Raw genomic sequence first — 21,414 nt, 5'->3', positions numbered from 1 at the left:
TTCAACCCTACCGATCGACGCTGGTCCGCGCCGGTGCGCGCTCACTGCGCGACGGCGCTCCACCAGCGCGCAGTGGTCTGCTCGCGGGCGGTGTCGGCGGTGAGCCGACGGCCCGGCGGCGGCGTCCACAGGTTGACCCCGGCGCGCTCCGCGGCAGCGACCGCGCGCTCGATCGGGTCGTCCCAGCCGTGCGGGGCGAGCACGAAGGTCGCCCAGTGGATCGGGAGCATCACCCCGTACTTCGACCGCCCCGACTGGACGTCGACGAAGGCGAGGATCGCCTCCTCCGGGTCGAGGTGGATATCGCGCCAACGCTTGTCGTAGGCCCCGATCGGAATCAGCGCGAGGTCGAACGGTCCGTACTGGGTGCCGATCTCGGAAAAGCCGGTCGAGTAGCCGCTGTCACCGCCGAAGTAGACGCGGTGGCGCGGCCCGATCAGCGCCCAGGACGCCCACAGGGTGGTGTCGCGGCGCAGCCCGCGCCCGGAGAAGTGCCGGGCCCGACAACAGCCGAAGCTCAGCTCGCCGATCGCGTGGGTCTCGCCCCAGTCCAGTTCGGTGATCCGGTCGCCGGCGATCCCCCAGCTGCGCAGATGGGCCCCGACACCCAGGGGCACCACGAACGGCGCTTCCTGTACCTGCGCGAGCTCGACGACGGTCGCCATATCGAGGTGGTCGTAATGGTCGTGGGAGAGCACGATCGCGTCCAGCGGCGGCAGCGCGCTGAGTACCAGCGGCACCGGGTGCAGCCGGGACGGGCCGATCGTCGGCGAGGGGGATACGCGCTTACCCCAGACCGGGTCGACCAGCACCCGCATACCGTCGATCTCGATCAGCGCGGTCGCATGGCCGAACCAGGTGACGCCGAGGTCGTCGACCTGCTCGGGGAAACGGGGCACCTCGACGGGGATCGGCTTGGCCGGTTTGCGACCGGCGCGACCCGACAGCATGTCGCGCAATGTCGACATCTGCTCGGTCGGATCGACCTGGCCCGCGGGCTCGACGTTGTGGAACTTCCCGTCCCGCCAGGCGGCGGACTTCGAGGCGTAGTTACCGATCGCGTCCGGGTGCGCGCCGAGTTGCTTGGGCAGACCGGCGGCCGATCGGGCGGTCGCGACCCCGACGCTCGCGGCCGCCACAGCCGCGGGCACTACCTTCCATGCGTTCACCTCGACAACGGTACGGGTCGGGGGCCCGCGGGCCCGGCACCGCCGGCCGCTGGGATCGAGTGTCGGGCGGCGGCCGGAGCAGGGGCGATCGGCTGCGACACCGTTTCAGACCCCACGAAACCGCGGGACGCGCTTCTCACGGAACGCCTGATAGCCCTCGCGCAGGTCCTCGCTGGCCCAGGCGGCATCGGCGAGCTCGCGCAGCCGATCGGTCGGCTCGCGATCGCTGGCGTCGTCGTTGAGGACCGCCTTGGCGTGCCGGAGGGCGAGCGGGGCCCGCTCGGCGACCGACTGCGCCCACAGTTTCCCCTCGGCCGGATCGCCCAGCCGGTTGGCCAGACCGCAGGCGAAGGCCTGCTCGCCGGTGATCCGCTGACCGCCCAGCAGCAGCCCGCGGGCGATACCGCCGCCGCCGAGGGCCGCCGCGCGGCGCATGGTCCACGGATCGACCGGAATTCCGATCTTGGTCGACGGAACCTCGAAGTAGGCCTCGGGCACCACGATCCGCAGATCCGCGGCGAGGGCGAGCTGGCATCCCCCGCCGATCGCCGGACCGCCGAGGGCGGCGATCACCGGGATCGGGGCGGCGCAGATCGCACGCAGCATCCGCGTATGGGTGGGAATGAAGTCGGCGGCGAAGCGGTCGCCGCCCAGATCGGCGCCGGCGCAAAAGACCGAGCCGACGCCCGAGATGACCACCACCCGGACACCGTCCTCGGGCGCTCGTTCGATGCCGTCGAGGATCTGCCGACACATCTCGGTGTTCAACGCGTTGCGCTTGTCCGGACGCTGCAATTCGATGCTCGCGATATCACCGTCGCGGCTGTACTCGACCGTCACAGTTCCGGAAATCTACCGGCCGGGGCGGCGGTTGCGGCCGCCCGCCGTGCCGATGTGATCTTCGATACCTCGGAAAGGCCGTCCCGGATACCCTCGGGGTCGCCCCGCCGGCTTCGCGACCGCCCGCCGGGCCGGTCGACCGACCCGGGCGGGCGCCGCGGCACGGCGGTGGTTATTCGCCGGCGTGGTAGGTCTTCTTGGCCGCATCCTGCGCCTGGTCGACCTGGCTGGAGAACTTGTTGCCGGTCTTCTCGTCGATCGCGTCGCCGGCCTTGTCGACCAGACCGTCCACCTTGTCGGCGTTGTCCTTGGCGTACTCGAGCCCCTTGTCGACGGCGCCCTTGAGGTTGTCCGCAAATCCCATTGGTCGAACCCTTTCCGCTGGTCGGTACGTGCCGACATCGATCACTTCGTCGGGGCGGGCCGCCTCGACGCGTCCACGGTACGCGGATGATCTACTCGACCCATGCAGCCGGCCGACACCCGCCACCACGCCGCGCCGACCACCGACGTCAGCCCGGTCGCGACCGATCCCCCGCGGATCGACACCGACATCGTCGTGATCGGAGCCGGGCAGGCAGGCCTGTCGTCCGCGTATCACCTGCAGCGGCTCGGGGCGCGCTATGTGGTCCTCGATCGCTACGCGAAACCCGGCGGGGCGTGGCAGTACCGCTGGCCGTCGTTGACCCTCGAGACGGTCAACGGGGTGCACGATCTGCCGGGTCTGGCGTTCACCGATTCCCTGGTGCCGGGCGAGGATCCGGCCGCGGTCCGCGCCGCGCAGGCGGTCCCCCGCTACTACGCCGACTACGAGGAGCGCTTCGGCCTCGACGTGCTGCGGCCACGCACCGTCCAGGTGGTCTGCCCCGTCTCCGTGCCCGATTCACCCGATGCCGACCACGGTGCCTACCGCGTCGAGTACTCGGCCGGGCAGGAACGGGGGGCGATCGTCGCGCGCGGCCTGATCAACGCGACCGGGACCTGGGAGCATCCATTTGTCCCCTACGTCAACGGTATTGCGCGCTTCCGTGGCCGCCAGCTGCACACCAAGGACTACACCAGGGCGGAAACGTTTGCCGGACAACGCGTTCTGGTGGTCGGCGGCGGGGTCTCCGCGGTGCAGTTCCTCACCGAGCTGTCCGAGGTGACCGAGACGCTCTGGGTCACCCGGCGACCGGTGACCTTCGTCGAGGGCGACTTCAGCCCCGAATTGGGGCGCGCCGCGGTATCTCTGGTGGAGGACCGGGTGCGGCGCGGTCTGCCGCCCGGCTCGGTGGTGTCGGTGACGGGGCTGCGGTGGACCCCGGAGTTGCGCGGCGCGGCCGCGCGCGGCGCCCTCGATCGGCATCCGATGTTCGACGAGATCACCGAGACCGGGGTGCGCTGGGCGGACGGGACCACGCGGGACGTCGACGTGATCCTCTGGGCGACCGGGTTCCGCAGCGCCCTCGACCATCTGGCGCCCCTGCGGCTGCGCGGTCCGGGCGGCGGGATCACGATGACCGGGCAGCTGGCGACCAAGGTCGCCGAACGGCCACGCCTGCATCTGGTCGGCTACGGCCCATCGGCCAGCACGGTCGGCGCCAATCGGGCGGGCCGAGCGGCCGCGGTGGAATTGCTCCGCGAACTGGCCGCCGGGGTCTGAGCGGCCCGGCACCGAGACCGCCGGGCCGGTGGTCGATCAGCGGCCGGTCAGTAGTAGACGGCGAGCGGGCCGTCGGGGCCGTCGATCACCTTGACCGGGGTGTCGAAGACCCGGGTGAGCACGTCGCCGTCCATGATCTCCGCCGGCGTGCCGAATTCGACGACCTTGCCCTCCTTGACCGCGCATATGTAGTCGGAGTAGCGCCCGGCGAAGTTGATGTCGTGCAGCACGGTGACGATCGTGCGCCCCAACTCGTCCGCCGCCCGCGACAGGTGCTTCATCATCTGCACCGAGTGCTTCATGTCCAGGTTGTTCAGCGGCTCGTCGAGCAGCACGAACTCGGTGTCCTGGGAGAGCACCATCGCGACGTAGGCGCGCTGGCGCTGGCCGCCGGAGAGCTGGTCGAGGTATCGCCCCTCGAGGTCGGTCAACTCGAGGAAATCGATCGCCCGGCTGATCACCTTCTCGTCCTCGACGGTCAACCGGCCCTTGTTGTACGGGAAGCGACCGAAGCCGACGAGCTGACGGACGGTCAGCCGGGTGATGAACGAGTTCTCCTGCCGCAGGATCGAGACGATCTTCGCCAGATCCTTCGACGGGGTGCTCGACACGTCGTAGCCGGCGATGGTGATCGTGCCCTCGTCGAGGCCCAGCAGTCGACCGATCATGGTCAGCAGGGTCGACTTGCCGGCGCCGTTGGGCCCGATCAGGGTGGTGATTCCGCCGGCGGGGATCTGCAGATCGACCGGCCCGATGGCGACCTCGTCGCTGTACCGCTTCTGCACATCGGTCAGGGAGATCACAGCCGCCCCTTTCGGAGAATCACGAGCAGGAATACCGAGCCACCGATCAGCTCGATGATGATGGACGGCGCTCCCGCGGCGTAGAAGATATTGCGCAGGATCACGTAGGCACCGACGAGCACCACGAACGCCGACAGCACGGCGATCGGGAAGATTCGGCGGTGGTCGTAGGTGTCGGCGAACTGGTAGGCCAGGGTCGCGACGAGGAAGCCGAAGAAGGTCATCGGGCCGACGAGCGCGGTGGACACCGCCATCAGGACGGCGACCAGGAAGAGCACCTGCATCAGTTCGCGGCGGTGGTCCATGCCCAGGCCGGTGGTCATATCCCGGCCGAGGGCCAGCACGTTGAGCCGCCGGGTGCGCATCCACAGCAGGCTCGCGGCCACCAGACAGAGCGGGATCGCGATCGGCAGATAGCCAAAGTCGGCATTCGACACCGACCCGAACAGGCGGGCCTGCAGGATGTCGAACTCGCTCGGCGTCAGCAGGCGCTGCATGAAGTTCGATACCGCCGCCAGGCCGCCGCCGATGATGATGCCGATCAGCAGCATCACCTGCAGGTTGGCGTACTTGCCGGACAGCAACCACCCGTAGAGCGCCACCGCGAGGCCGACCATCAGCACCAATTGCAGGACGAACTGGACGCGGCCCTGAAGCATGACGATCCCCGCCGCGCCGAGGAAGTAGACCGCGGAGGTCTGTACCGCCACGTACAGCGATTCGAAACCCATGATCGACGGGGTGATGATGCGGTTGTTGGTGACGGTCTGGAAGCTGACCGTCGCGATCGCCTGGCAGATCGCGACCACGACCATCACGATCAGACTGTTCACCCGCAACTCGGCGATCCGCCAGAAACCGGCGGTGCCGAAGGGCGCCGGGTTGTTCCAGGTGAGGAAGCCGATGGCGAAGATGACCGCGAGCACGATCAGCACGGCCAGCGCGATTCGATAGCGTCGTCGCGACCGCGCATCGGGCAGCGGGCCGGACGAACGTTCGGGTTGCGGCGTCACGCGCGCCGCGACGGATTCAGACACGACGCCGCTGCCTCAGGAGAAGGAAGATGAACACCGCGGCGCCCAGGACGCCGAGTACCAGGGATACAGGCACCTCGAAGGGCGCGATGATCGTGCGGCCGATCAGGTCGCAGACGGTGACGATCGCGATGCCGAGCAGGCAGACCCACGGCAGGTTGCTGCGCAGATCGTCGCCGCGCACCATCGACACGATGTTCGGCACGATCAGGCCCAGGAAGGGCAGGTTGCCGACGACGACGGTGACCACGCCGGTGGCGATCGCGATCAGCGCGGTGCCGAGCAGGATGATCCGGTTGTAGTTGAGTCCGACATTGGTCGAGATGTCCTCGCCCAGTCCGGCGACGGTGAAGCGGTCGGCGACGAAGAAGACCACCAGGACGACCAGCGCGACGATCCACAGCACCTCGTACTGGCCGCGCAGCACCGAGGTGAAACTGCCGGCGAACCAGACGCCGAGGTTCTGCAGCATGTCGGTCTGCAATGCGATGAACGTCGAGATCGAGCCGATGACCGCGCCGAGCATGATGCCGATGATCGGCACGATCAGCGACGAACGCAGCGATACCCGCCGCAGGACCAGGAAGAAGACCATCGTGCCGATGAACGCGGCGATCACCGCGCCGATCATCCGTTCCATGATGGTCGGCTGTGGCATCAGGATCATCACCAGCAGCAGGCCGAGTCCGGCCCACTCGGTGGTACCGGTGGTCGTCGGCTCGACGAAGCGATTCTGGGTGAGCAACTGCATGATCAGCCCGCACATCGCCATCGCCGCCCCGGCCAGGACCAGGGCGACCGTGCGTGGAATGCGGGTGATCGCGAACATCTCGGCGCCGTCCTCGGCCCCGAAGATGTCGTAGACGCCGGTGAACAAGGAGAGCACCAGCAGCGCGGCCACCAGCAGGATCCCGATCAGCAGTTTGGGGTCGAACAACCGCCCCTTCGACCGGCGGGCACCTTCGCCGGGCCGAACCGGGTCGGCATCCCCGGGCCGACCTTCGTCGGGATCCCCGGACCGACGTGCGTCGGGGGGTGCGGTCATCGTGGCGTCCTGTGGAAGTCGGGGCGGTGCGAGGTCGGCCGCGGCGGGGGTGGTGGAACGGCCGTCGGCGACGGAACCGCGGGTGCGGTCCCGTCGCCGGGCGGCTGTGGGTCGAGCGGCCCGATCAGGCCTGCGAGCCCTCGAGCGCGTCGGCGAAGGAGCCGAAGAACTCGGTGTAGGTCTGGATGCCCTCGTTGGTGTAGGTGTCCGCGGGCAGGTAGACGATGTTGCCCTCGCGCACGGCGGTGACGTTGGCGAGCGCCTGCGAACCGGTGATCACCTCGGCGGCCGGGGCGGAATCCTCACCGGCGAGCGGGGCGTCGCGGTCGAGCACGAGAATCCAGTCCGGGTTGGAGGCGGCGATCGCCTCGACCGAGATGTCGTCGCCCTGGTGATCCTCGGTGGCGCCGTCGACCTGCACGGCCGGGGTCAGGTCCAGGATGTCGTAGACCGGTCCGAGGGTGCGGCCGACTCCCGGTGCCAGGTAGCCGATCTCGCCGCCGGAGACGTTGATCGCCAGGACGGTCTGGGACGGGTCGTAGGCGGCGCGGGCGCGCTCGATCTGCTCGTCGAGGTTGTCGCCGAGCTCGGTGGCCTCCGACTCGCGGTCGAAGATCTGGCCCAGGACGGTCACCTGACGCTTGAGCTCCTGGTCGAAGGGCTCACCCTCGCGCGGGTCGAGCTCGACCACGGCGGCGTCGGGGACCAGCGAGACGATGTCGCTGCGGTACTGCTGGAAGCGCTGGCCGTTGATCACCAGGTCGGGATCGGCGGCGACGATCGCCTCGAGATCGGGCTCGTTGTGGTTGCCGATGTCGACGATCGAGTCGTCGTTGACGTAGCCGATCGTGTCCGGCATCAGCGCGACGGCGGCCGCGGTCAGCGGGATACCCCAGCTGTCGAGCGTCTCGAAGGTGCGGTTGTCCGTCGCGACAACCGAAGTCGGCGGGACCGTCACCGTCTGGGTGCCGAAGTTGTCCTCGACCTCGATCGTCTCCGACCCGGAGGCGGAGCTGTCGGTACCGCTCGAGCTACAGGCTCCGAGCACCAACGCCGACGCCGCGAGCAGCGCCACCGCTGGATAACGACCGATTCCACGCATATGAATGTTCCTCCCGAATAGCCTTGTCGCGCAACGAATCGCTCCGGTCGCGCAGCAGCGACACGCGGGGGTTCCCGGCAACCGGTTGGTTGGAGCTTTACGATGCGTTAACCATGCATCGCTGAACGACTATAGGCGAGCCTTGGCTAAGCGTCGACGTCGGCCCCTTGTGATGTCGACCGCGGTCACTTTCGGCAGAACGCGACATATCGGTCGCCCGGGGTCCGGCAACAGCGCTCCGGCGACGCGACGACCGCCCGAAGGAGCACGATGGAGCGATGCCTCACCCCATCTGGAAGGACGAGCCGGACGAACACGACTTTCCGGCCGCCGCAGACTATCTCGAACTGATCGCCACACCGGATCACGTCCGCGCGATCGTCGCGGCACTGCGCACCGCGCCCACGGTGCGCAAGAAGGCGAAGGACCTCCTGCGCGCCACCCGCCTGACGCTGCTGGAGATGGACAACCCGGCCGTGGCCGCCGACCTGGCCAAGGTCCATCACGGCGAGCCGCTCTCTCCCGTGCTGGTGGTCCGCGGGGACCTCGGCCGGGGCGTGGACGCCCAGATCGCCGACGGCTACCACCGCATCTGCGCCGGTTGGTACGTCAGCGAAAACACCGAGATCCCCTGCCGCATCGTCGACGCGGGCACCTGAGCGGACCGTCGGACCACCCGGCGCCCGCGACCGCGACCGCGACCGCGACCGGGGATCCCGGAGGGTCGCTATCGGTCGGTTCCGATCAGAAGGTGTCGGGATTCGGGCCGGTGCGGCCGTCCGCCCGGTCGAGCCCGTCGATGCGCGCGATCTGCTCCTCGGACAGCTCGAAGCCGAAGATGTCGAAGTTCTGGGCGATCCGCTCCGGGGTGACCGACTTCGGGATCGTCACGAAGCCCTTCTGGATATCCCAGCGCAGGATGACCTGCGCGGGGCTGACGCCCAACTCGGCGGCGATCGCGCCGATCGCCGGGTCGCCGAGGACCGCCCCGGAACCGAGCGGGCTCCACGCCTCGGTGACGATGCCGTGCTCGACGTCGAAGGCGTGCAGCGCGCGCTGCTGGAAGTACGGGTGCACCTCGATCTGGTTGATCGACGGCACCTGCCCGAGGGTGTCGATCAACGTGGTCAGCGTCGGCTGGGTGAAGTTGGACACGCCGATCGAGCGGACCCGACCGTCGGCCTGCAGCTTCTGAAAGGCGCGGAAGGTGTCGAGGTAGGCGCCGCGGTCGACCTGCTGCCAGTGGATGAGGTACAGGTCGAGATAGTCCAGGCCGAGGCGTTCGAGCGAGGCGTCGAAGGCCTTCAGCGTCGAGTCGTACCCCTGGTCGTCGTTCCACAGCTTGGTGGTGACGAACAATTCGTCGCGGGCGATCCCCGACCCGGCGATCGCGCGGCCGACGCCGACCTCGTTGCCGTAGATCCGCGCGGTGTCGATATTGCGGTAACCGTCCCGCAGCGCCGTCTCGACGGCCGGCTGCGCCTGGTCGTCCGGCACCTGCCAGACGCCGAAGCCGAGCTGCGGGATGCGAACGCCGTCGTTCAGGGTGACGACGGGCGGGGTTACCGAGGTATCGATGGCTGTCATATCCGTGGGCAACACCGGCCGATACGTCGATGTTCCGATGCGACCATCACACCCGCGAACGCTTGCCATTCCCAGCGACGGCGGGGAGATGCGAAACCTGCGGGACCGCCACCGCTCGGTCGGGCACATATGCGCCGGCCGATCGGACCGTTTCCGGCCAGAAGCGCATGACACGTCCGTCGACTTGGTGTAATTGAGACATGACTACCGGCGCCTATCGCACGGCCTTCGACCAAGCAGCCACCGATCCCGAAGCATTCTGGCTCAGTGCGGCGGAAGCGGTCACCTGGGAGCACTTTCCCACGCGGGCGCTCGACGACTCCGACGCCCCGGTCTACCGCTGGTTTCCCGACGGCCGACTGAACACCTCGGTCAACGCGCTCGACCGCCACGTCGAGGCCGGCAACGGCGACCGGGTCGCGGTGATCGCCGATTCCGCGATGACCGGCACGTCGAAGACCTTCACCTACAGCGAGCTGCTCGACCTGGTCGCCCGCTTCGCCGGCGTGCTGGCCGCGCAGGGCGTCACCGCCGGCGACCGGGTGGTCATCTACCTGCCGATGATCCCCGAGGCACTGATCGCGATGCTCGCCTGCGCGCGCATCGGCGCCGTGCACTCGGTGGTCTTCGGCGGATTTGCCGCCAAGGAACTCGCCGCCCGCATCGACGACGCCGCGCCGGTCGCGATCATCACCGCCTCCGGTGGCCTCGAGCCCGGCCGCGTCATCGAATACCTCCCGATCGTCGCCTCGGCGATCGAGCAGTCGGAAGTACGCCCCGAGACGGTGATCGTCGTCGATCGCGAGCAGATCCCCGGCTCGGCCGCCGACTTCGGCTGGCTCGACTGGGCGACCGAGATCGCCGGCGCGCAGCCCGCCGATCCGGTGATCGTCGCCGCCACCGATCCGCTGTACATCCTCTACACCTCGGGCACCACCGGTAAGCCGAAGGGCGTCATCCGCGACAACGGCGGCCACGCGGTCGCGCTGACGTGGTCGATGAAAAACATCTACGACATCGGGCCCGGCGACGTCATGTGGACCGCCTCGGACGTCGGCTGGGTGGTCGGCCACTCCTATATCGTCTACGGCCCGCTGCTGGTCGGCGCCACAACCGTTGTCTACGAAGGCAAGCCGGTCGGCACCCCGGACGCCGGCGCGTTCTGGCGGGTGATCTCGCAGTACGGCGTCAAGGCGATGTTCACCGCCCCGACCGCGCTGCGCGCGATCCGCAAGGTCGATCCCGACGCGGAATTCCTTTCCAAGTACGACATTTCGAGCCTGACGACCCTCTTCGCGGCCGGCGAACGACTCGACCCGGCCACCTACGAGTGGGCCAGCGAGATCCTGCAGCGCCCGGTGATCGACCATTGGTGGCAGACCGAGACCGGCTGGGCGATCTGCGCGAATCTGCGTGGGCTCGAACCGATGCCGATCAAGTCGGGCTCGCCGACCGTGCCGGTGCCCGGCTATCGGGTGCGCGTGGTCGACGGGATGGGTGTCGACGTCCCCGCCGGGCAGGAGGGCAGCATCATCATCGATCTGCCGCTCCCGCCGGGAACCCTCGCCGGGCTCTGGGGCGATCGGGACCGGTACATCTCGTCGTACCTGTCGGCCTTCCCCGGCGCCTACCTGACCGGTGACGCCGGCATCCTCGACGAGGACGGCTACCTGACGGTGATCGGCCGCACCGACGACGTGATCAACGTTGCCGGACACCGCCTGTCGAGCGGCGCGATCGAGGCGGTCGTCGGATCGCATCCCGCGGTGGCAGAGTGCGCCGTCATCGGCATCCACGACGCGCTCAAGGGCCAGAAGCCCAGCGGCTACGTCGTTCTCAAGGCCGGTACGGACATCACCGAGGATCAGCTGCGCAAGGAGCTGGTCACGATGGTGCGCGATCAGATCGGCGCGGTGGCGACGTTCAAGGACGTCACCGTGGTGCAGGCGCTGCCGAAGACCCGCTCCGGCAAACTGCTGCGCAAGACGATGCGGCAGATGATCGACGGCGAGCAGTACGCGGTGCCGTCGACCATCGAGGACCCGGCCGTGCTCGACGCGCTGCGCGACCAGTTGCTCGATTCCTGAGTCGGGGCGATGCCGGGCCCGATGCGGGCCCGGCTCCCCCGACCGCGACCGTCAGTTGGTCGCGAGCAGATCGATCACGAAGACCAGGGTCTTGCCGGACAGGTGATGTCCGGCGCCCGCGGGTCCGTAGGCGAGCTCCGGCGGGATGGTCAGGCGGCGACGTCCGCCGACCTTCATTCCCGGGATGCCCTCCTGCCAGCCCTGAATCAGGCCGCGCAGCGGGAACGTGATCGACTCGCCGCGGTTCCAGGACGAGTCGAACTCCTCGCCGGTGTCGTATTCGACGCCGACGTAGTGCACCTCGACGGTGGCTCCGGGCACGGCTTCCGGGCCGTCTCCCTCGACCAGATCGAGAATTTCGAGCTGCGCGGGGGCGGGGCCCACCGGTGCATCGACCTCGGGCTTGGTCATTGTCCAACTCCCTCTTGCATCGGGCCGCGGCCGAGACGACAGCGGCGTTGCATTGCGCGCGTCACTCTAATGCGTCGGCACGGTCGGGACCGCAATCGGGCGGTACGGGTCCCGGCCCGGAATCGTGCCGCCGGCAGCCTCGTTCGACCGGGACGGCCCGGACACACCACCGGCCGGGCACCTTCGGGTGCCCGGCCGGTGGTGTGTCGAGAAGATCAGCGACCCTCGAGGGCCGCGTAGTCCCGCTCGGTGTAGCCGGTGTAGATCTGCCGCGGACGGCCGATCTTGGTGGTCGGGTCCTGGTGCATCTCCCGCCAGTGCGCGATCCAGCCGGGCAGCCGGCCGAGCGCGAAGAGCACGGTGAACATGCGGGTCGGGAAGCCCATCGCCCGGTAGATCAGGCCGGTGTAGAAGTCGACGTTCGGGTACAGCTTGCGCTCGATGAAGTAGTCGTCGGTCAGCGCCGCCTCTTCGAGGCCCTTGGCGATGTCGAACAGTTCGTCCTGGGTGCCGAGCTTCTGCAGGATGGTGTCGGCGGTCTTCTTGACGATCGCGGCGCGCGGGTCATAGTTGCGGTAGACGCGGTGGCCGAAGCCCATGAGCTTGACCCCGTCCTCCTTGTTCTTGACCTTGTTGACGAACTCGGCGGCGTTGCCACCGTTGGCCTTGATCTGGTTGAGCATCTCGAGCACGGCCTGGTTGGCGCCGCCGTGCAGCGGGCCCCAGAGCGCGTTGATGCCGCCGGATACCGAGGTGAACAGGTTGGCGTCCGAGGAGCCGACCAGGCGCACGGTCGAGGTGGAACAGTTCTGCTCGTGGTCGGCGTGCAGGATGAACAGCATGTCGAGGGCGGCTACGATCTCGGGATCGGCCTCGTAGGGTTCGGCGGGCAGACCGAACGTCATGCGCAGGAAGTTCTCCACATAGGACTTGGAGTTGTCCGGGTACAGGAACGGCTGTCCGGTCGACTTCTTGTGGGCGTAGGCGGCGATCGTCGGCAGCTTGGCCAGCAACCGGATCGTCGAGAGCTCCACCTGCTCCGGGTCATCGGGGTCGAGCGAGTCCGGGTAGTACGCCGAGAGGGCATTCGCCGCGCTGGAGAGGACCGGCATCGGGTGGGCGTCGCGCGGGAACCCGTCGAAGAACCGCTTGAGATCCTCGTGCAGGAGGGTATGTCGGCGGATCTTGTCGGTGAACGTCTCGAGCTGATCGGCGGTCGGCAGCTCGCCGTAGATCAACAGGTAGCTGACCTCGAGGAAGGTCGAGCGTTCCGCGAGCTGCTCGATCGGGTAACCCCGGTACCGCAGGATGCCCGCCGCCCCGTCGATATAGGTGACCGCCGACTTGGTGGATGCGGTGTTGACGAATCCACTGTCGAGGGTGGTCAGGCCGGTCGCGGCAAGCAGCTTGCCCAGCTCGATTCCGTCGTTGCCTTCCGTCGCGTGGACGATTGGCAGATCCAGGGTCCCACCGGGGTACGTGAGTGTGGCTCGAGCGTCGTTGTCATCGGACACAGTTCTGTCCCTCTCGGCAGCGCGGTGAATGTGTTGCCCAAAATCTAGTCGTAAATGCGCGTTTCCGCCGCAGCCTATCGGGCTGATGGCCTTCCGATTGTGCCTTGTGATGCCATCTTCGGGCCACCGGGTGTCCATTTCCGCCGGCTACTATGCAATCGATGTCTACTGAAGCTGGTGCGCTCGCAGCGACTCAACAGTCTCGACGATGGATCGACTCGACGGTGATCGACATCGTGGTTGTTATCGCGACGTTGGCGGGTGCCAATCTGGTTGCCACATTCGCGCCCACGGCGGTTGCGATCGGTGCGGTTCCCGTCGGCGCGGCGCTGGTGTTGGCCTACGCCCGGGTTCGCGGAGTTCGCTGGTCGGAGCTGGGTTTTTCGCGCAGTCACCTCTCACGTGGTGCCAAGCACGGTTTGGTCGCCGGTGCGATCACCGTCACAGCGGTCACGGCGATCGCGTTGCTGCCGATGGCCCAGCCGGCCTTCCTCAACGAGCGGTACGGGGTGAACGTCGGCGCGACCCTGCTGGCGGTCTTCGTTCTGATTCCGCTCCAAACGGTCATTCCGGAGGAAATCGCCTTTCGAGGCGTCCTGCACGCCAAGATGGCTCGACGCTTCGACGTGAAGTGGGTCACAATCGGCTCGTCGGCCCTCTTCGGCGTCTGGCACATCGCCACCGCGACCGGAATGAGCGCCGGCAACGTCGGATTCGGCCGTCTGGTGGGCACCGGGCTGGCGGGGCAACTCGCCGGCGTGGCGGTCGCGTTGGTGGCCACCACAACCGCCGGGATCATCTTCTCGTGGCTGCGTCAGCGCGGCGGCAGCATCCTGGCACCGATCGGCCTGCACTGGGCGATCAACGGCGCCGGGGCGTTGGCCGCGGTCGCGGTGTGGCACCTGACCATGTCCTGATCCCGCCGGCCGATCGGGCCGCAGCCACCTCCGCCGATCGGTTGCCATCTCGTCGGCGTACGTACCGAACGCTCGGTCGTATTTGACGGCCCGCAGTTGAGGGCCCGTAGTTAAGGGCCGTCGGGGGCGAGGTCCAGATCGTCCGCGATTCGCTCCACGGCCGCGCCGAAGAAGGCCGGAGCGTCGATGACCGATCCGACGAAGTGGCCGAACAGCTCGAACGACACCAGCCCGAAGACCGAACTCCACGCGATGACGGCCTGCTCGATCCGACGCTCGTCCAGCCGCAGCGACCTCCCCTCGGCCTCTTCGAGCAGGAACTCCCGGACCGCGTCGGTCAGCCCCGTCCCGACCGCGTCGGTCGATTCCACCCCGACCGCCTCGGTCGATTCCACCCCAACCGCGTCGGTCGAGTCCGAATCGTCCACGTCGGCCGAGTCCGCTCCGTCCGCGTCGGGCGGCCCCGCCTCCGCCGCTGGGGTCCCCCGGTTCGCATCCATCCCGGCCGGGGTTGCCGGCTTCTCGTCGCCGGCCAACCACCCGGTGACCACCGCCCCCACCAGCACCCGGGTCACCCGCGAGGCGGCGGGCACCGTATCGGCCGGGGCCCGGTAGCCGGGCACGGGCGATCCGTAGAGCAGCGCGTACTCGTGCGGATGGTCGAGCGCCCACTGCCGCACGGTCGCACACGCGGTGCGCCAGCGCCGGCGCGGGACGACCCCCTCGGCCGCGTCGAGGCCGCGGGCGACGACGTCCGTCTCCTCCGCCGCCCGGCCCAGTTCGCCGTAGCACTGCACCAACAGCGCGGTGATCAGGTCGTCGCGACTGGCGACGTAGCGGTAGACCGCGGACGAGACCACCCCGATATCGCGGGCGACCGCCCGCAGCGACAGGGCCGCGGGGCCGACGACGGCCAACTGCCCCCGCGCGGAGGCCAGGATGTCGGCGGTCATCTCCGCCCGGGCTCGGGCGCGCGCGGTAGTCATGCCGGTCAGTCTAGAGCTTTCCGAGAGCGCTGCTCGCAGATCGGCGGGAGCGGCGACCCGTCTCGCGGCGTCCACAACCACCCCGTTTCGGAGGGGTGCGAGGAGATAGTTGTCGCCGCCTGCCCGAGAGCGCCGGTTTGTGGCCGCACCCAGCCGACGCCCACCCGAGGCGACGACGCCGGCAGATCCTCCATATACCCATGGGGGTATACAATCGGCGCTGGATTGCCCCAGAGAAAGGTGCCCCCATGTCCGGAGAAACCACGACCGCCCTGGCGATCGCCACCGCCCTGCAGACCTCGATGGAGGACGCGCTAGAACGCACCCGCGCCGCGTTGGCCGAGCAGGGTTTCGGGATTCTGACCGAGATCGACCTGTCGAGCACCCTCGAGACGAAGATCGGCGCGCACGTCGAGCCGTACGTCATCCTCGGCGCCTGCAACCCACCGCTGGCCCACCGCGCCGTCACCGCGAACCGGCAGATCGGCCTACTGCTGCCGTGCAATGTCGTGGTGCGACAGGACCCGCAGGACGAGACGCTGATCCACGTCGAGGCCATGAACCCGAACCTGATGGTCCGCGTCACCGACGACGAAGCCCTCGCCGCCGTGGCCGCCGACGCCGGCACCCGATTGACCACCGCGATCGCCGGCCTCACCGCCTGACCGTCCCACCCGCTCCCCGCCGATCGCCCACTCCCTGCAACGGGTCCGCCGCGGGGCGGCCGCGCGTCAGCGGTGGGGCGTTGCCGCCAACCTGCGCAGGTGCGCGTCGATGGCGTCGATCGCCTCGTCGGCCGACATCGCGTCGAGCAGTACCGCCGCCGACAGACCGGTGACCGCCGCGGTGAACATCCGCGCCTCGGCGACCGCCTCGACATCTTCGGCGATCTCCCCCGCCGCCCGGCCGGCGTCGAGCAACCCGGCCAGCAGCGAGATCAAGGCCCCGTGGTTGTGGTGCGCCTGCGCGCCGCGGATCTCGGGATCGGTCAGCCCGACCGCGCCGACCGCGTGGTAGAGCACCATCATCTCGCGGCTGTCCTCGTCGGTGGGCAGGAACGACACCCCGACCGCCCGCATCCGGTCGATCGCCCCGGCCCCCGGCCCGAGCGCGGACAATCGGGCGGCGAAGCGCTCGGCCATCCGACCCGACACGATGTCGACGGTACGCAGCAGCAGGTTCTGCTTGCTCCCGAAGTAGTGCTGCACCAAGGCAACCGACATCCCGGCCTCCGCCGCCACCTCACGGAAGGTGACCGCGGCCAGGCCGCGCTTGCCCGCCAACCGCGCCACGGCCCCCGCGATCTCGCGACGGCGTTCATCGTGATCGACCTGCTTCGGCATGACGTCCGCGCACTCCTCCCGCCTCGTTCGCTGTACAACCGTACTACGATCGTTTTATAGTACGTTCGTACAACGAAGGGAGTGTCCATGAAGCGCACGATCAGCCGATTCCGCACCCCGGAGGAAACCGCGCGCTATCGCGCGCTGGGCGAACGACTGATCGACATGCGATGGCCCGATGTTCCGCGCACGACGCTCCACGTTGAAACCTCCTATGGCACAACGCAGGTACGCCGCGTCGGCACCGCCGGCGGCACGCCGATCGTGATGGTTCACCCGTTTCCCGGCAGTTCGGCCGCCTTGTACGGGTTCGTCGGGCCCGCTACGCGCGACCACACCCTGTACCTGCCGGAGACGATGGGCGGTCCCGGCTACAACACCCAAACCGCGCCGATGCAGACGGTCGATGACCTCGCCTCGTGGCTGGACCAGACACTCGACGGGCTGGGCCTCGCCGAGGTCCACCTGGCCGGTTACTCGCAGGGCGGGTTCATCGCCGCGGTTCTCGCCGCCCGGCCCGAACGGCTCGCGACGCTGACGCTGCTCGATCCCGGTGGAGCGATCACCAGAATCCGCCGCGGAGTCATCCCCTTCATGATCGTCGCCGGACTGAAAGTGCTCGCCGCTCGGGACAAGCCGGCGGCGATGCAGAAGGTCAGCCATCGCTTCAACGGCAGCTCCACCGATCTGCCGCGCGAAGCCTTGGAGATGGTGATCATGGCGGCGACCGCCACCCAGATTCCCACTCCGACCAAGCTTTCGGACGATCAATTGCGGCGCATCACCATGCCGACCCTGGTGATGCTCGGCGAGCAATCCCGGCTCTACAGCCCGCGCACCGTGGCCAGGCAGGCGCGGCGACTGCTTGCGAACCCGACCGTCGAGATCTGGTCGGGCGGACACGGATTCGCCGTGGACCATCTCGAACAGGTCATGGCCCGAATGCTCGACTTCATCGACCGGCACGACCGCCGACGCGCCACCCGGTAGCGGAGCACACCCCTACCCGCGTTCCCACAGGTTTCACCCCGACACCGACCGAGGAGGCACCATGGCCGACAAACTCGCCGACTTCCGCAAGCCCGAAGACGCCGAAGCCTACTACCGGCTCTACGACCGCATTCTCGAAGAACACTGGCCGACCATCGCGCACGAGGAGATCGACATTCCGGGACGCTTCGGCACCACCCGGGTCCGGCGCACCGGGTACGCCGAAGGCACGCCGATCGTGATGCTCCACCCGACCCAGGGCGGCTCGATCGGCCTGACCCCCTTCATCGGACCACTGGCACAACACCATTGCGTGTACACCCCCGATGTGATCGGAACGCCGGGCCGCAGCGTGCAAACCGCGCCGATGCAACCACCGCAGGACTGGGTGACCTGGCTGGACGAGACCCTCGACGCCCTCGGGCTCGATCGGGTGCATCTGGCCGGCTACTCCGAGGGTGGCTACATGGCCCTGCTCAACGCGTCGATGACCGCCCGCCCGGAACGCCTCGCCACGGTGACCCTGCTCGAACCCGGTGGCGCGCTGGCGACGATGCGCACGTCGTCCTTCGTCGGCATGCTGATCAAGATGATTCCGCTGATGACGGCGCGCAACGCGGCGAAGCGCAAGGAGAGGATGCGCGAGTTCAGCCGGTGGTTCAACGGCGACGGCTACGAATCGACGGACGACGTTCTCGACCTCGTCCCGCTGGCGATGACCTTCCGCCAGACCACCGGCCTGCCGAAGAAACTGTCCGATGACCAATTGCGCCGCATCACCATGCCCACCCATCTGATGCTCGGTGACTCCTCACGGCTGTTCGACGCTCACAAGGTCGCCGGCCGGGCCCGCCGACTGCTCCCCGAGGTCACCGTCGACATCCGGCCCGGCGGACACGGTTTCGGCTACGCCCGCCCGGAGGAGGAGATGGCCCGTGTGTTGGCGTTCATCGCCGATCACGAACGCGGGCGCGTCACCCGCTGACCGGCGGCTCCCGACCGGTCCGATCGCCCACTAGGCTGCGCCGCACAGGGTGGGATACGACCGGCGCCGGCGGGGGGCTTCAGCGTGGACGACAACAGGTACGCGATCTTCGAAAAAAAGAGCAGAGCAGAGGCTTTCGAACAGCTCTACGACAAAGTCCTCGAACGCGACTGGCCCGGCGCTCGGTCCGAGATGGATCTGCCGGGACGCTTCGGGAGCACTCGGGTGTACCGGACCGGGCCCGCCGAAGGCACGCCGATCGTCCTACTGCACCCGGCGATCGGCGGCGCCTCCGCCGGACTCGCACCGTATGTCGGCCCACTGACGCAGAAGCACCCGGTCTTTGCCATCGACATCCTCGGGACGCCCGGCAAGAGCGTGCAGACCGAGCCGATGTGGCTTCCCCGCGACCGCGGCGTCTGGCTCGCGGAGACGCTCGCCGCGCTTCACCTGGATCGCGTCCACCTGGTCGGCTTCATCGACGGTGGATACCTGGCATTGTTCACCGCGGCACAGCATCCCGAACGGGTGGCGACGGTGACCACGGTGGACGACGGCTGGTCGCTTGCCACTATGCGTCGGAAGCACCTGCTGCGGATCGCCTACCAGCAAGCGCGGATACGCATGACCAAGGACCCGGCCGCCCGGCGCGAGCGTAGGCGGGCCCTCCAGAGGTGGCTCGGAGGGGTCGACTACGAGTTGCCGGACCTCGAGGTCGACGAGACCCTCGAGTTGGAGCGGCTCGTGACTCCCGTGGCGTCGAACTGTCTGATCGTCGGCATGCTGACCGACAGCGAACTGGCCCGCATCCACGCACCGACTCTCGTGATGCTGTGTGAGGCCCCGATACAGTTCGACCCCGTCGAGGCGGCCCGCCGCGCCGAGCAGGCGATCCCGCGGGTCACGGTCGACATGCGGCCCGGTGGCCACTCCTTCTACCACGCCTACCCGGACCGGGAAATGACCCGCGTTCTGGCGTTCATCGACTACCACGAAGCGGGGTAGTCGCTCGCCCGCTCCACCCGCATTCGCCTCCCCTCGACCACTCAATTAAGCTACACTCCGTTACTTAGTAACTACTTGTTACGCAGAGATGGAGATGGTGATGGGCGTTCCCGGACGCACCCTGGTGATCGGATCGACCGGTCCGATGGGCCGCGAGGTACTGAAACGAGCCGCAGACGTCGGGGCGACCGTGCGCGCCTTCGCCCGCACGCCCGCCGCACTGGACGGGGTGACCGATGATGTGGCGCAGGGCAACGTCCTGGACGGCGACTCACTGCTCGCGGCCCTCGACGGGGTGGACGCGGTGATCTCGGTCCTCGGTTCCCGACCGGGCCGCGGCGACAAGCACCTGCTCGAGGAGGGCACCCGCGCTGTCGTCGAGGCGATGCGGCGGTCCGGCTGTCGACGGTTGGTCTGCGTGACCGGCATGGGCGCGGGTTCGAGCCGGGGGCACGGTCCGCTCTGGTACGACGCCCTGGTGCGGCCCACCATCCTGCGTGGGGTCTACGCGGACAAGGAGCGTCAGGAGAAGGTCATCGAGACGTCCGGGCTGGATTGGACGATCGTGCGCCCGGCGGTGTTGGTGGCCAAGCCACAGGACCGCCCCGTGAAGGCGGCGGTCGAGTTGGGGCGCACGGAGAAGATGGGCCCGTTGACCCGCGCCGACGTCGCCGCCTTCCTGCTCGACGATGTCGCCTCGCGCGACCACGTCGGCGCCGTCGTGCACCTCTACACATGAGCGGAACCACCGCCGGGCGGAGATTCGGGCTGCCCGCGATGTTGCCGCGCGACCCGGCCGAGCCGCACCGCGCCGCCAGCAACCTGGAACTCCTCTTCGACCTGGTCTTCGTTGTGGCGGTGTCGATCTCGTCGGTCACGCTGCATCACCTGGAGGCCGAGGGACGCCTGGCGGAGGGGGTGCTCGGCTACGGCATCGTCTTCGCGGCGATCTGGTGGGCCTGGATGACCTTCACCTGGTTCGGCACATCCTTCGATACCGACGACTGGCTCTACCGGGTGACGACCTTCGTGCAGATGGCGGGCGCTCTGGTGATCGCCGCCGGGGCGCCCGCGGCGATGGAGCACGGCGACCTGACCCGGGTGGTGATCGGCTACCTGATCATGCGTCTGGCCGCACTGCCGCAGTGGGCGCGGGTGGCGGCGACCAACCCGGGATACCGCCGGACCGCGGTGCGCTACATCATCGGAATCACTGTGGCGCAGACGCTCTGGTTGATCGCATTGGTCACCGTGGAGGCGACCGGGCGGCTGTGGATCTTCCTGCCGATCATCGCGATCGAACTGGCGGTGCCCGCCTTCGCCGAGCGGGCGCGGGCGACGCCCTTGCATCCGCACCACATCGCGGAGCGCTTCGGGCTGTTCACCCTGATTCTGCTGGGCGAGTCGATCCTGGCGTCGGCCAACGCGATCATCGAGGCTCTCGACTCCGGGGAGCACGTCCCGAACCTGTTGGCGCTGGCGGTATGTGGGCTGATCATCGTCACGACGATGTGGTGGACCTACTTCGCACGGCCGATGTCGTCGCGGATCGGTCGCGGGCTCGGCCCGGCGATGGTGTTCGGGTACTTCCACTACGTGATCTTCGCGGCGGCGGGGGCGTTCTCGGCGGGTATCGAGGTGGCGGTCGGCTCGTTCGCCGAACACGGCTCGCTCGGCGTGGTGGCGGCGCGGGCGACGCTGACGGTGCCGGTCGCCTGTTTCTTTCTCGGGGTGTGGTGGTTGGCGCTGCGCCCGACCCTTCCCACCGCGGCAAGCGCCGCCGTGGTGACCCTGGCGGCCGTGATGGCGGCAAGCGCTTTGCTGCCCGGGGCCGCATATGTCGTGGCGACCTGCGGCGTCGGGGTGGTCCTGCTGCTCGAAGCCACCCGGCGCCGCGCCCCATCGACGAGCACCGCACGCACGGAAGGCACCGCCGCGGTGCCCGGCTAGG

General features: G+C 68.5%; 22 protein-coding genes. 10 read left to right on the top strand and 12 right to left on the bottom strand.

Going from position 1 to position 21,414, the window contains the following annotated elements; genetic code table 11:
• Window positions 1-41 precede the first annotated feature (41 nt).
• The 3 genes from MB1_RS15265 to MB1_RS15255 all read right to left on the bottom strand — a co-directional run bounded on the left by MB1_RS15265 (window position 42) and on the right by MB1_RS15255 (window position 2,373).
• Window positions 42-1,169, bottom strand: a complete 1,128-nt coding sequence (locus MB1_RS15265; protein ID WP_157084096.1) for an MBL fold metallo-hydrolase — start codon at window positions 1,167-1,169, stop codon at window positions 42-44.
• Between the two features lie 105 nt (window positions 1,170-1,274).
• Entirely contained in the window at window positions 1,275-2,009 is a 735-nt protein-coding gene (locus tag MB1_RS15260) for an enoyl-CoA hydratase (protein ID WP_066908921.1), read from the bottom strand.
• Window positions 2,010-2,181: 172 nt separating this feature from the next.
• Window positions 2,182-2,373, bottom strand: a complete 192-nt coding sequence (locus MB1_RS15255; RefSeq protein ID WP_066908918.1) for an antitoxin — start codon at window positions 2,371-2,373, stop codon at window positions 2,182-2,184.
• A 102-nt stretch (window positions 2,374-2,475) separates the two neighbouring features.
• On the opposite strand from MB1_RS15255, the gene MB1_RS15250 reads away from it, so the two are divergent.
• Entirely contained in the window at window positions 2,476-3,654 is a 1,179-nt protein-coding gene (locus tag MB1_RS15250) for an FAD-dependent oxidoreductase (RefSeq protein ID WP_084351851.1), read from the top strand.
• A gap of 47 nt (window positions 3,655-3,701) precedes the next feature.
• Here MB1_RS15250 and MB1_RS15245 read toward each other — a convergent pair whose 3' ends face one another.
• The 4 genes from MB1_RS15245 to MB1_RS15230 all read right to left on the bottom strand — a co-directional run bounded on the left by MB1_RS15245 (window position 3,702) and on the right by MB1_RS15230 (window position 7,638).
• The gene (locus tag MB1_RS15245) at window positions 3,702-4,457 is read right to left on the bottom strand and encodes an iron ABC transporter ATP-binding protein (protein ID WP_066908915.1); all 756 of its coding nucleotides are present in this window, start codon (window positions 4,455-4,457) and stop codon (window positions 3,702-3,704) included.
• Window positions 4,454-5,494 (bottom strand): iron chelate uptake ABC transporter family permease subunit, encoded by a 1,041-nt coding sequence (locus MB1_RS15240; RefSeq protein ID WP_066908912.1) that lies wholly within the window; start codon window positions 5,492-5,494, stop codon window positions 4,454-4,456. The genes MB1_RS15245 and MB1_RS15240 overlap by 4 nt, the downstream gene beginning before the upstream one ends.
• Window positions 5,487-6,536 carry an ABC transporter permease gene (locus MB1_RS15235; RefSeq protein ID WP_084351849.1) on the bottom strand — a complete coding sequence of 350 codons (1,050 nt, stop codon included), beginning with the start codon at window positions 6,534-6,536 and terminating at the stop codon, window positions 5,487-5,489. Before MB1_RS15235 ends, MB1_RS15240 begins: the two co-directional genes overlap by 8 nt.
• A gap of 124 nt (window positions 6,537-6,660) precedes the next feature.
• Window positions 6,661-7,638, bottom strand: a complete 978-nt coding sequence (locus tag MB1_RS15230; protein WP_066908906.1) for a siderophore ABC transporter substrate-binding protein — start codon at window positions 7,636-7,638, stop codon at window positions 6,661-6,663.
• Between the two features lie 278 nt (window positions 7,639-7,916).
• Between MB1_RS15230 and MB1_RS15225 the strand changes: the two genes are divergently transcribed.
• Window positions 7,917-8,297 (top strand): hypothetical protein, encoded by a 381-nt coding sequence (locus MB1_RS15225; RefSeq protein WP_066908903.1) that lies wholly within the window; start codon window positions 7,917-7,919, stop codon window positions 8,295-8,297.
• An 85-nt stretch (window positions 8,298-8,382) separates the two neighbouring features.
• On the opposite strand, the gene MB1_RS15220 is transcribed toward MB1_RS15225, so the two are convergent.
• Window positions 8,383-9,225, bottom strand: a complete 843-nt coding sequence (locus MB1_RS15220; protein ID WP_066908900.1) for an aldo/keto reductase — start codon at window positions 9,223-9,225, stop codon at window positions 8,383-8,385.
• 200 nt (window positions 9,226-9,425) lie between these two features.
• On the opposite strand from MB1_RS15220, the gene MB1_RS15215 reads away from it, so the two are divergent.
• Window positions 9,426-11,312 carry a propionyl-CoA synthetase gene (locus MB1_RS15215; protein WP_066908897.1) on the top strand — a complete coding sequence of 629 codons (1,887 nt, stop codon included), beginning with the start codon at window positions 9,426-9,428 and terminating at the stop codon, window positions 11,310-11,312.
• 51 nt (window positions 11,313-11,363) lie between these two features.
• Here the strand turns inward: MB1_RS15215 and MB1_RS15210 are convergent, their stop codons facing one another.
• The gene (locus MB1_RS15210) at window positions 11,364-11,723 is read right to left on the bottom strand and encodes an FKBP-type peptidyl-prolyl cis-trans isomerase (RefSeq protein ID WP_066908894.1); all 360 of its coding nucleotides are present in this window, start codon (window positions 11,721-11,723) and stop codon (window positions 11,364-11,366) included.
• Between the two features lie 215 nt (window positions 11,724-11,938).
• Window positions 11,939-13,237: a citrate synthase gene (locus MB1_RS15205; protein WP_169801672.1), complete on the bottom strand. Its 1,299-nt coding sequence runs from the start codon at window positions 13,235-13,237 to the stop codon at window positions 11,939-11,941.
• Between the two features lie 161 nt (window positions 13,238-13,398).
• Here MB1_RS15205 and MB1_RS15200 point away from each other — a divergent pair, with 161 nt between their 5' ends.
• Window positions 13,399-14,154 carry a CPBP family intramembrane glutamic endopeptidase gene (locus MB1_RS15200; protein WP_066909151.1) on the top strand — a complete coding sequence of 252 codons (756 nt, stop codon included), beginning with the start codon at window positions 13,399-13,401 and terminating at the stop codon, window positions 14,152-14,154.
• 110 nt (window positions 14,155-14,264) lie between these two features.
• On the opposite strand, the gene MB1_RS26065 is transcribed toward MB1_RS15200, so the two are convergent.
• Window positions 14,265-15,140, bottom strand: a complete 876-nt coding sequence (locus MB1_RS26065) for a TetR/AcrR family transcriptional regulator (protein ID WP_084351845.1) — start codon at window positions 15,138-15,140, stop codon at window positions 14,265-14,267.
• A 248-nt stretch (window positions 15,141-15,388) separates the two neighbouring features.
• Here MB1_RS26065 and MB1_RS15190 point away from each other — a divergent pair, with 248 nt between their 5' ends.
• Entirely contained in the window at window positions 15,389-15,805 is a 417-nt protein-coding gene (locus tag MB1_RS15190; protein WP_066908886.1) for a DUF302 domain-containing protein, read from the top strand.
• A 66-nt stretch (window positions 15,806-15,871) separates the two neighbouring features.
• Here MB1_RS15190 and MB1_RS15185 read toward each other — a convergent pair whose 3' ends face one another.
• Window positions 15,872-16,483, bottom strand: a complete 612-nt coding sequence (locus MB1_RS15185; protein WP_066908883.1) for a TetR/AcrR family transcriptional regulator — start codon at window positions 16,481-16,483, stop codon at window positions 15,872-15,874.
• 87 nt (window positions 16,484-16,570) lie between these two features.
• On the opposite strand from MB1_RS15185, the gene MB1_RS15180 reads away from it, so the two are divergent.
• The 5 genes from MB1_RS15180 (at window position 16,571) to MB1_RS15160 (ending at window position 21,413) form a co-directional block, all read left to right on the top strand.
• Window positions 16,571-17,473, top strand: coding sequence for an alpha/beta fold hydrolase (locus tag MB1_RS15180; protein ID WP_066908880.1), 903 nt, complete (start codon window positions 16,571-16,573; stop codon window positions 17,471-17,473).
• Between the two features lie 61 nt (window positions 17,474-17,534).
• Entirely contained in the window at window positions 17,535-18,458 is a 924-nt protein-coding gene (locus tag MB1_RS15175; protein ID WP_066908877.1) for an alpha/beta fold hydrolase, read from the top strand.
• 84 nt (window positions 18,459-18,542) lie between these two features.
• On the top strand, window positions 18,543-19,463 hold the full coding sequence (locus tag MB1_RS15170; protein ID WP_066908874.1) for an alpha/beta fold hydrolase: 921 nt from the start codon (window positions 18,543-18,545) through the stop codon (window positions 19,461-19,463).
• 100 nt (window positions 19,464-19,563) lie between these two features.
• Complete coding sequence (locus MB1_RS15165) at window positions 19,564-20,202, top strand: NAD(P)H-binding protein (RefSeq protein ID WP_169801671.1); 639 nt, start codon at window positions 19,564-19,566, stop codon at window positions 20,200-20,202.
• Window positions 20,199-21,413: a low temperature requirement protein A gene (locus MB1_RS15160; protein ID WP_157084095.1), complete on the top strand. Its 1,215-nt coding sequence runs from the start codon at window positions 20,199-20,201 to the stop codon at window positions 21,411-21,413. Before MB1_RS15165 ends, MB1_RS15160 begins: the two co-directional genes overlap by 4 nt.
• Window position 21,414 lies beyond the last annotated feature (1 nt).

Origin of the sequence: Millisia brevis NBRC 105863 (genome assembly GCF_001552615.1) — a bacterium.
In the GTDB taxonomy this organism is placed as follows: domain Bacteria; phylum Actinomycetota; class Actinomycetes; order Mycobacteriales; family Mycobacteriaceae; genus Millisia; species Millisia brevis.
This window is presented reverse-complemented; position numbering and strand designations above follow the sequence as displayed.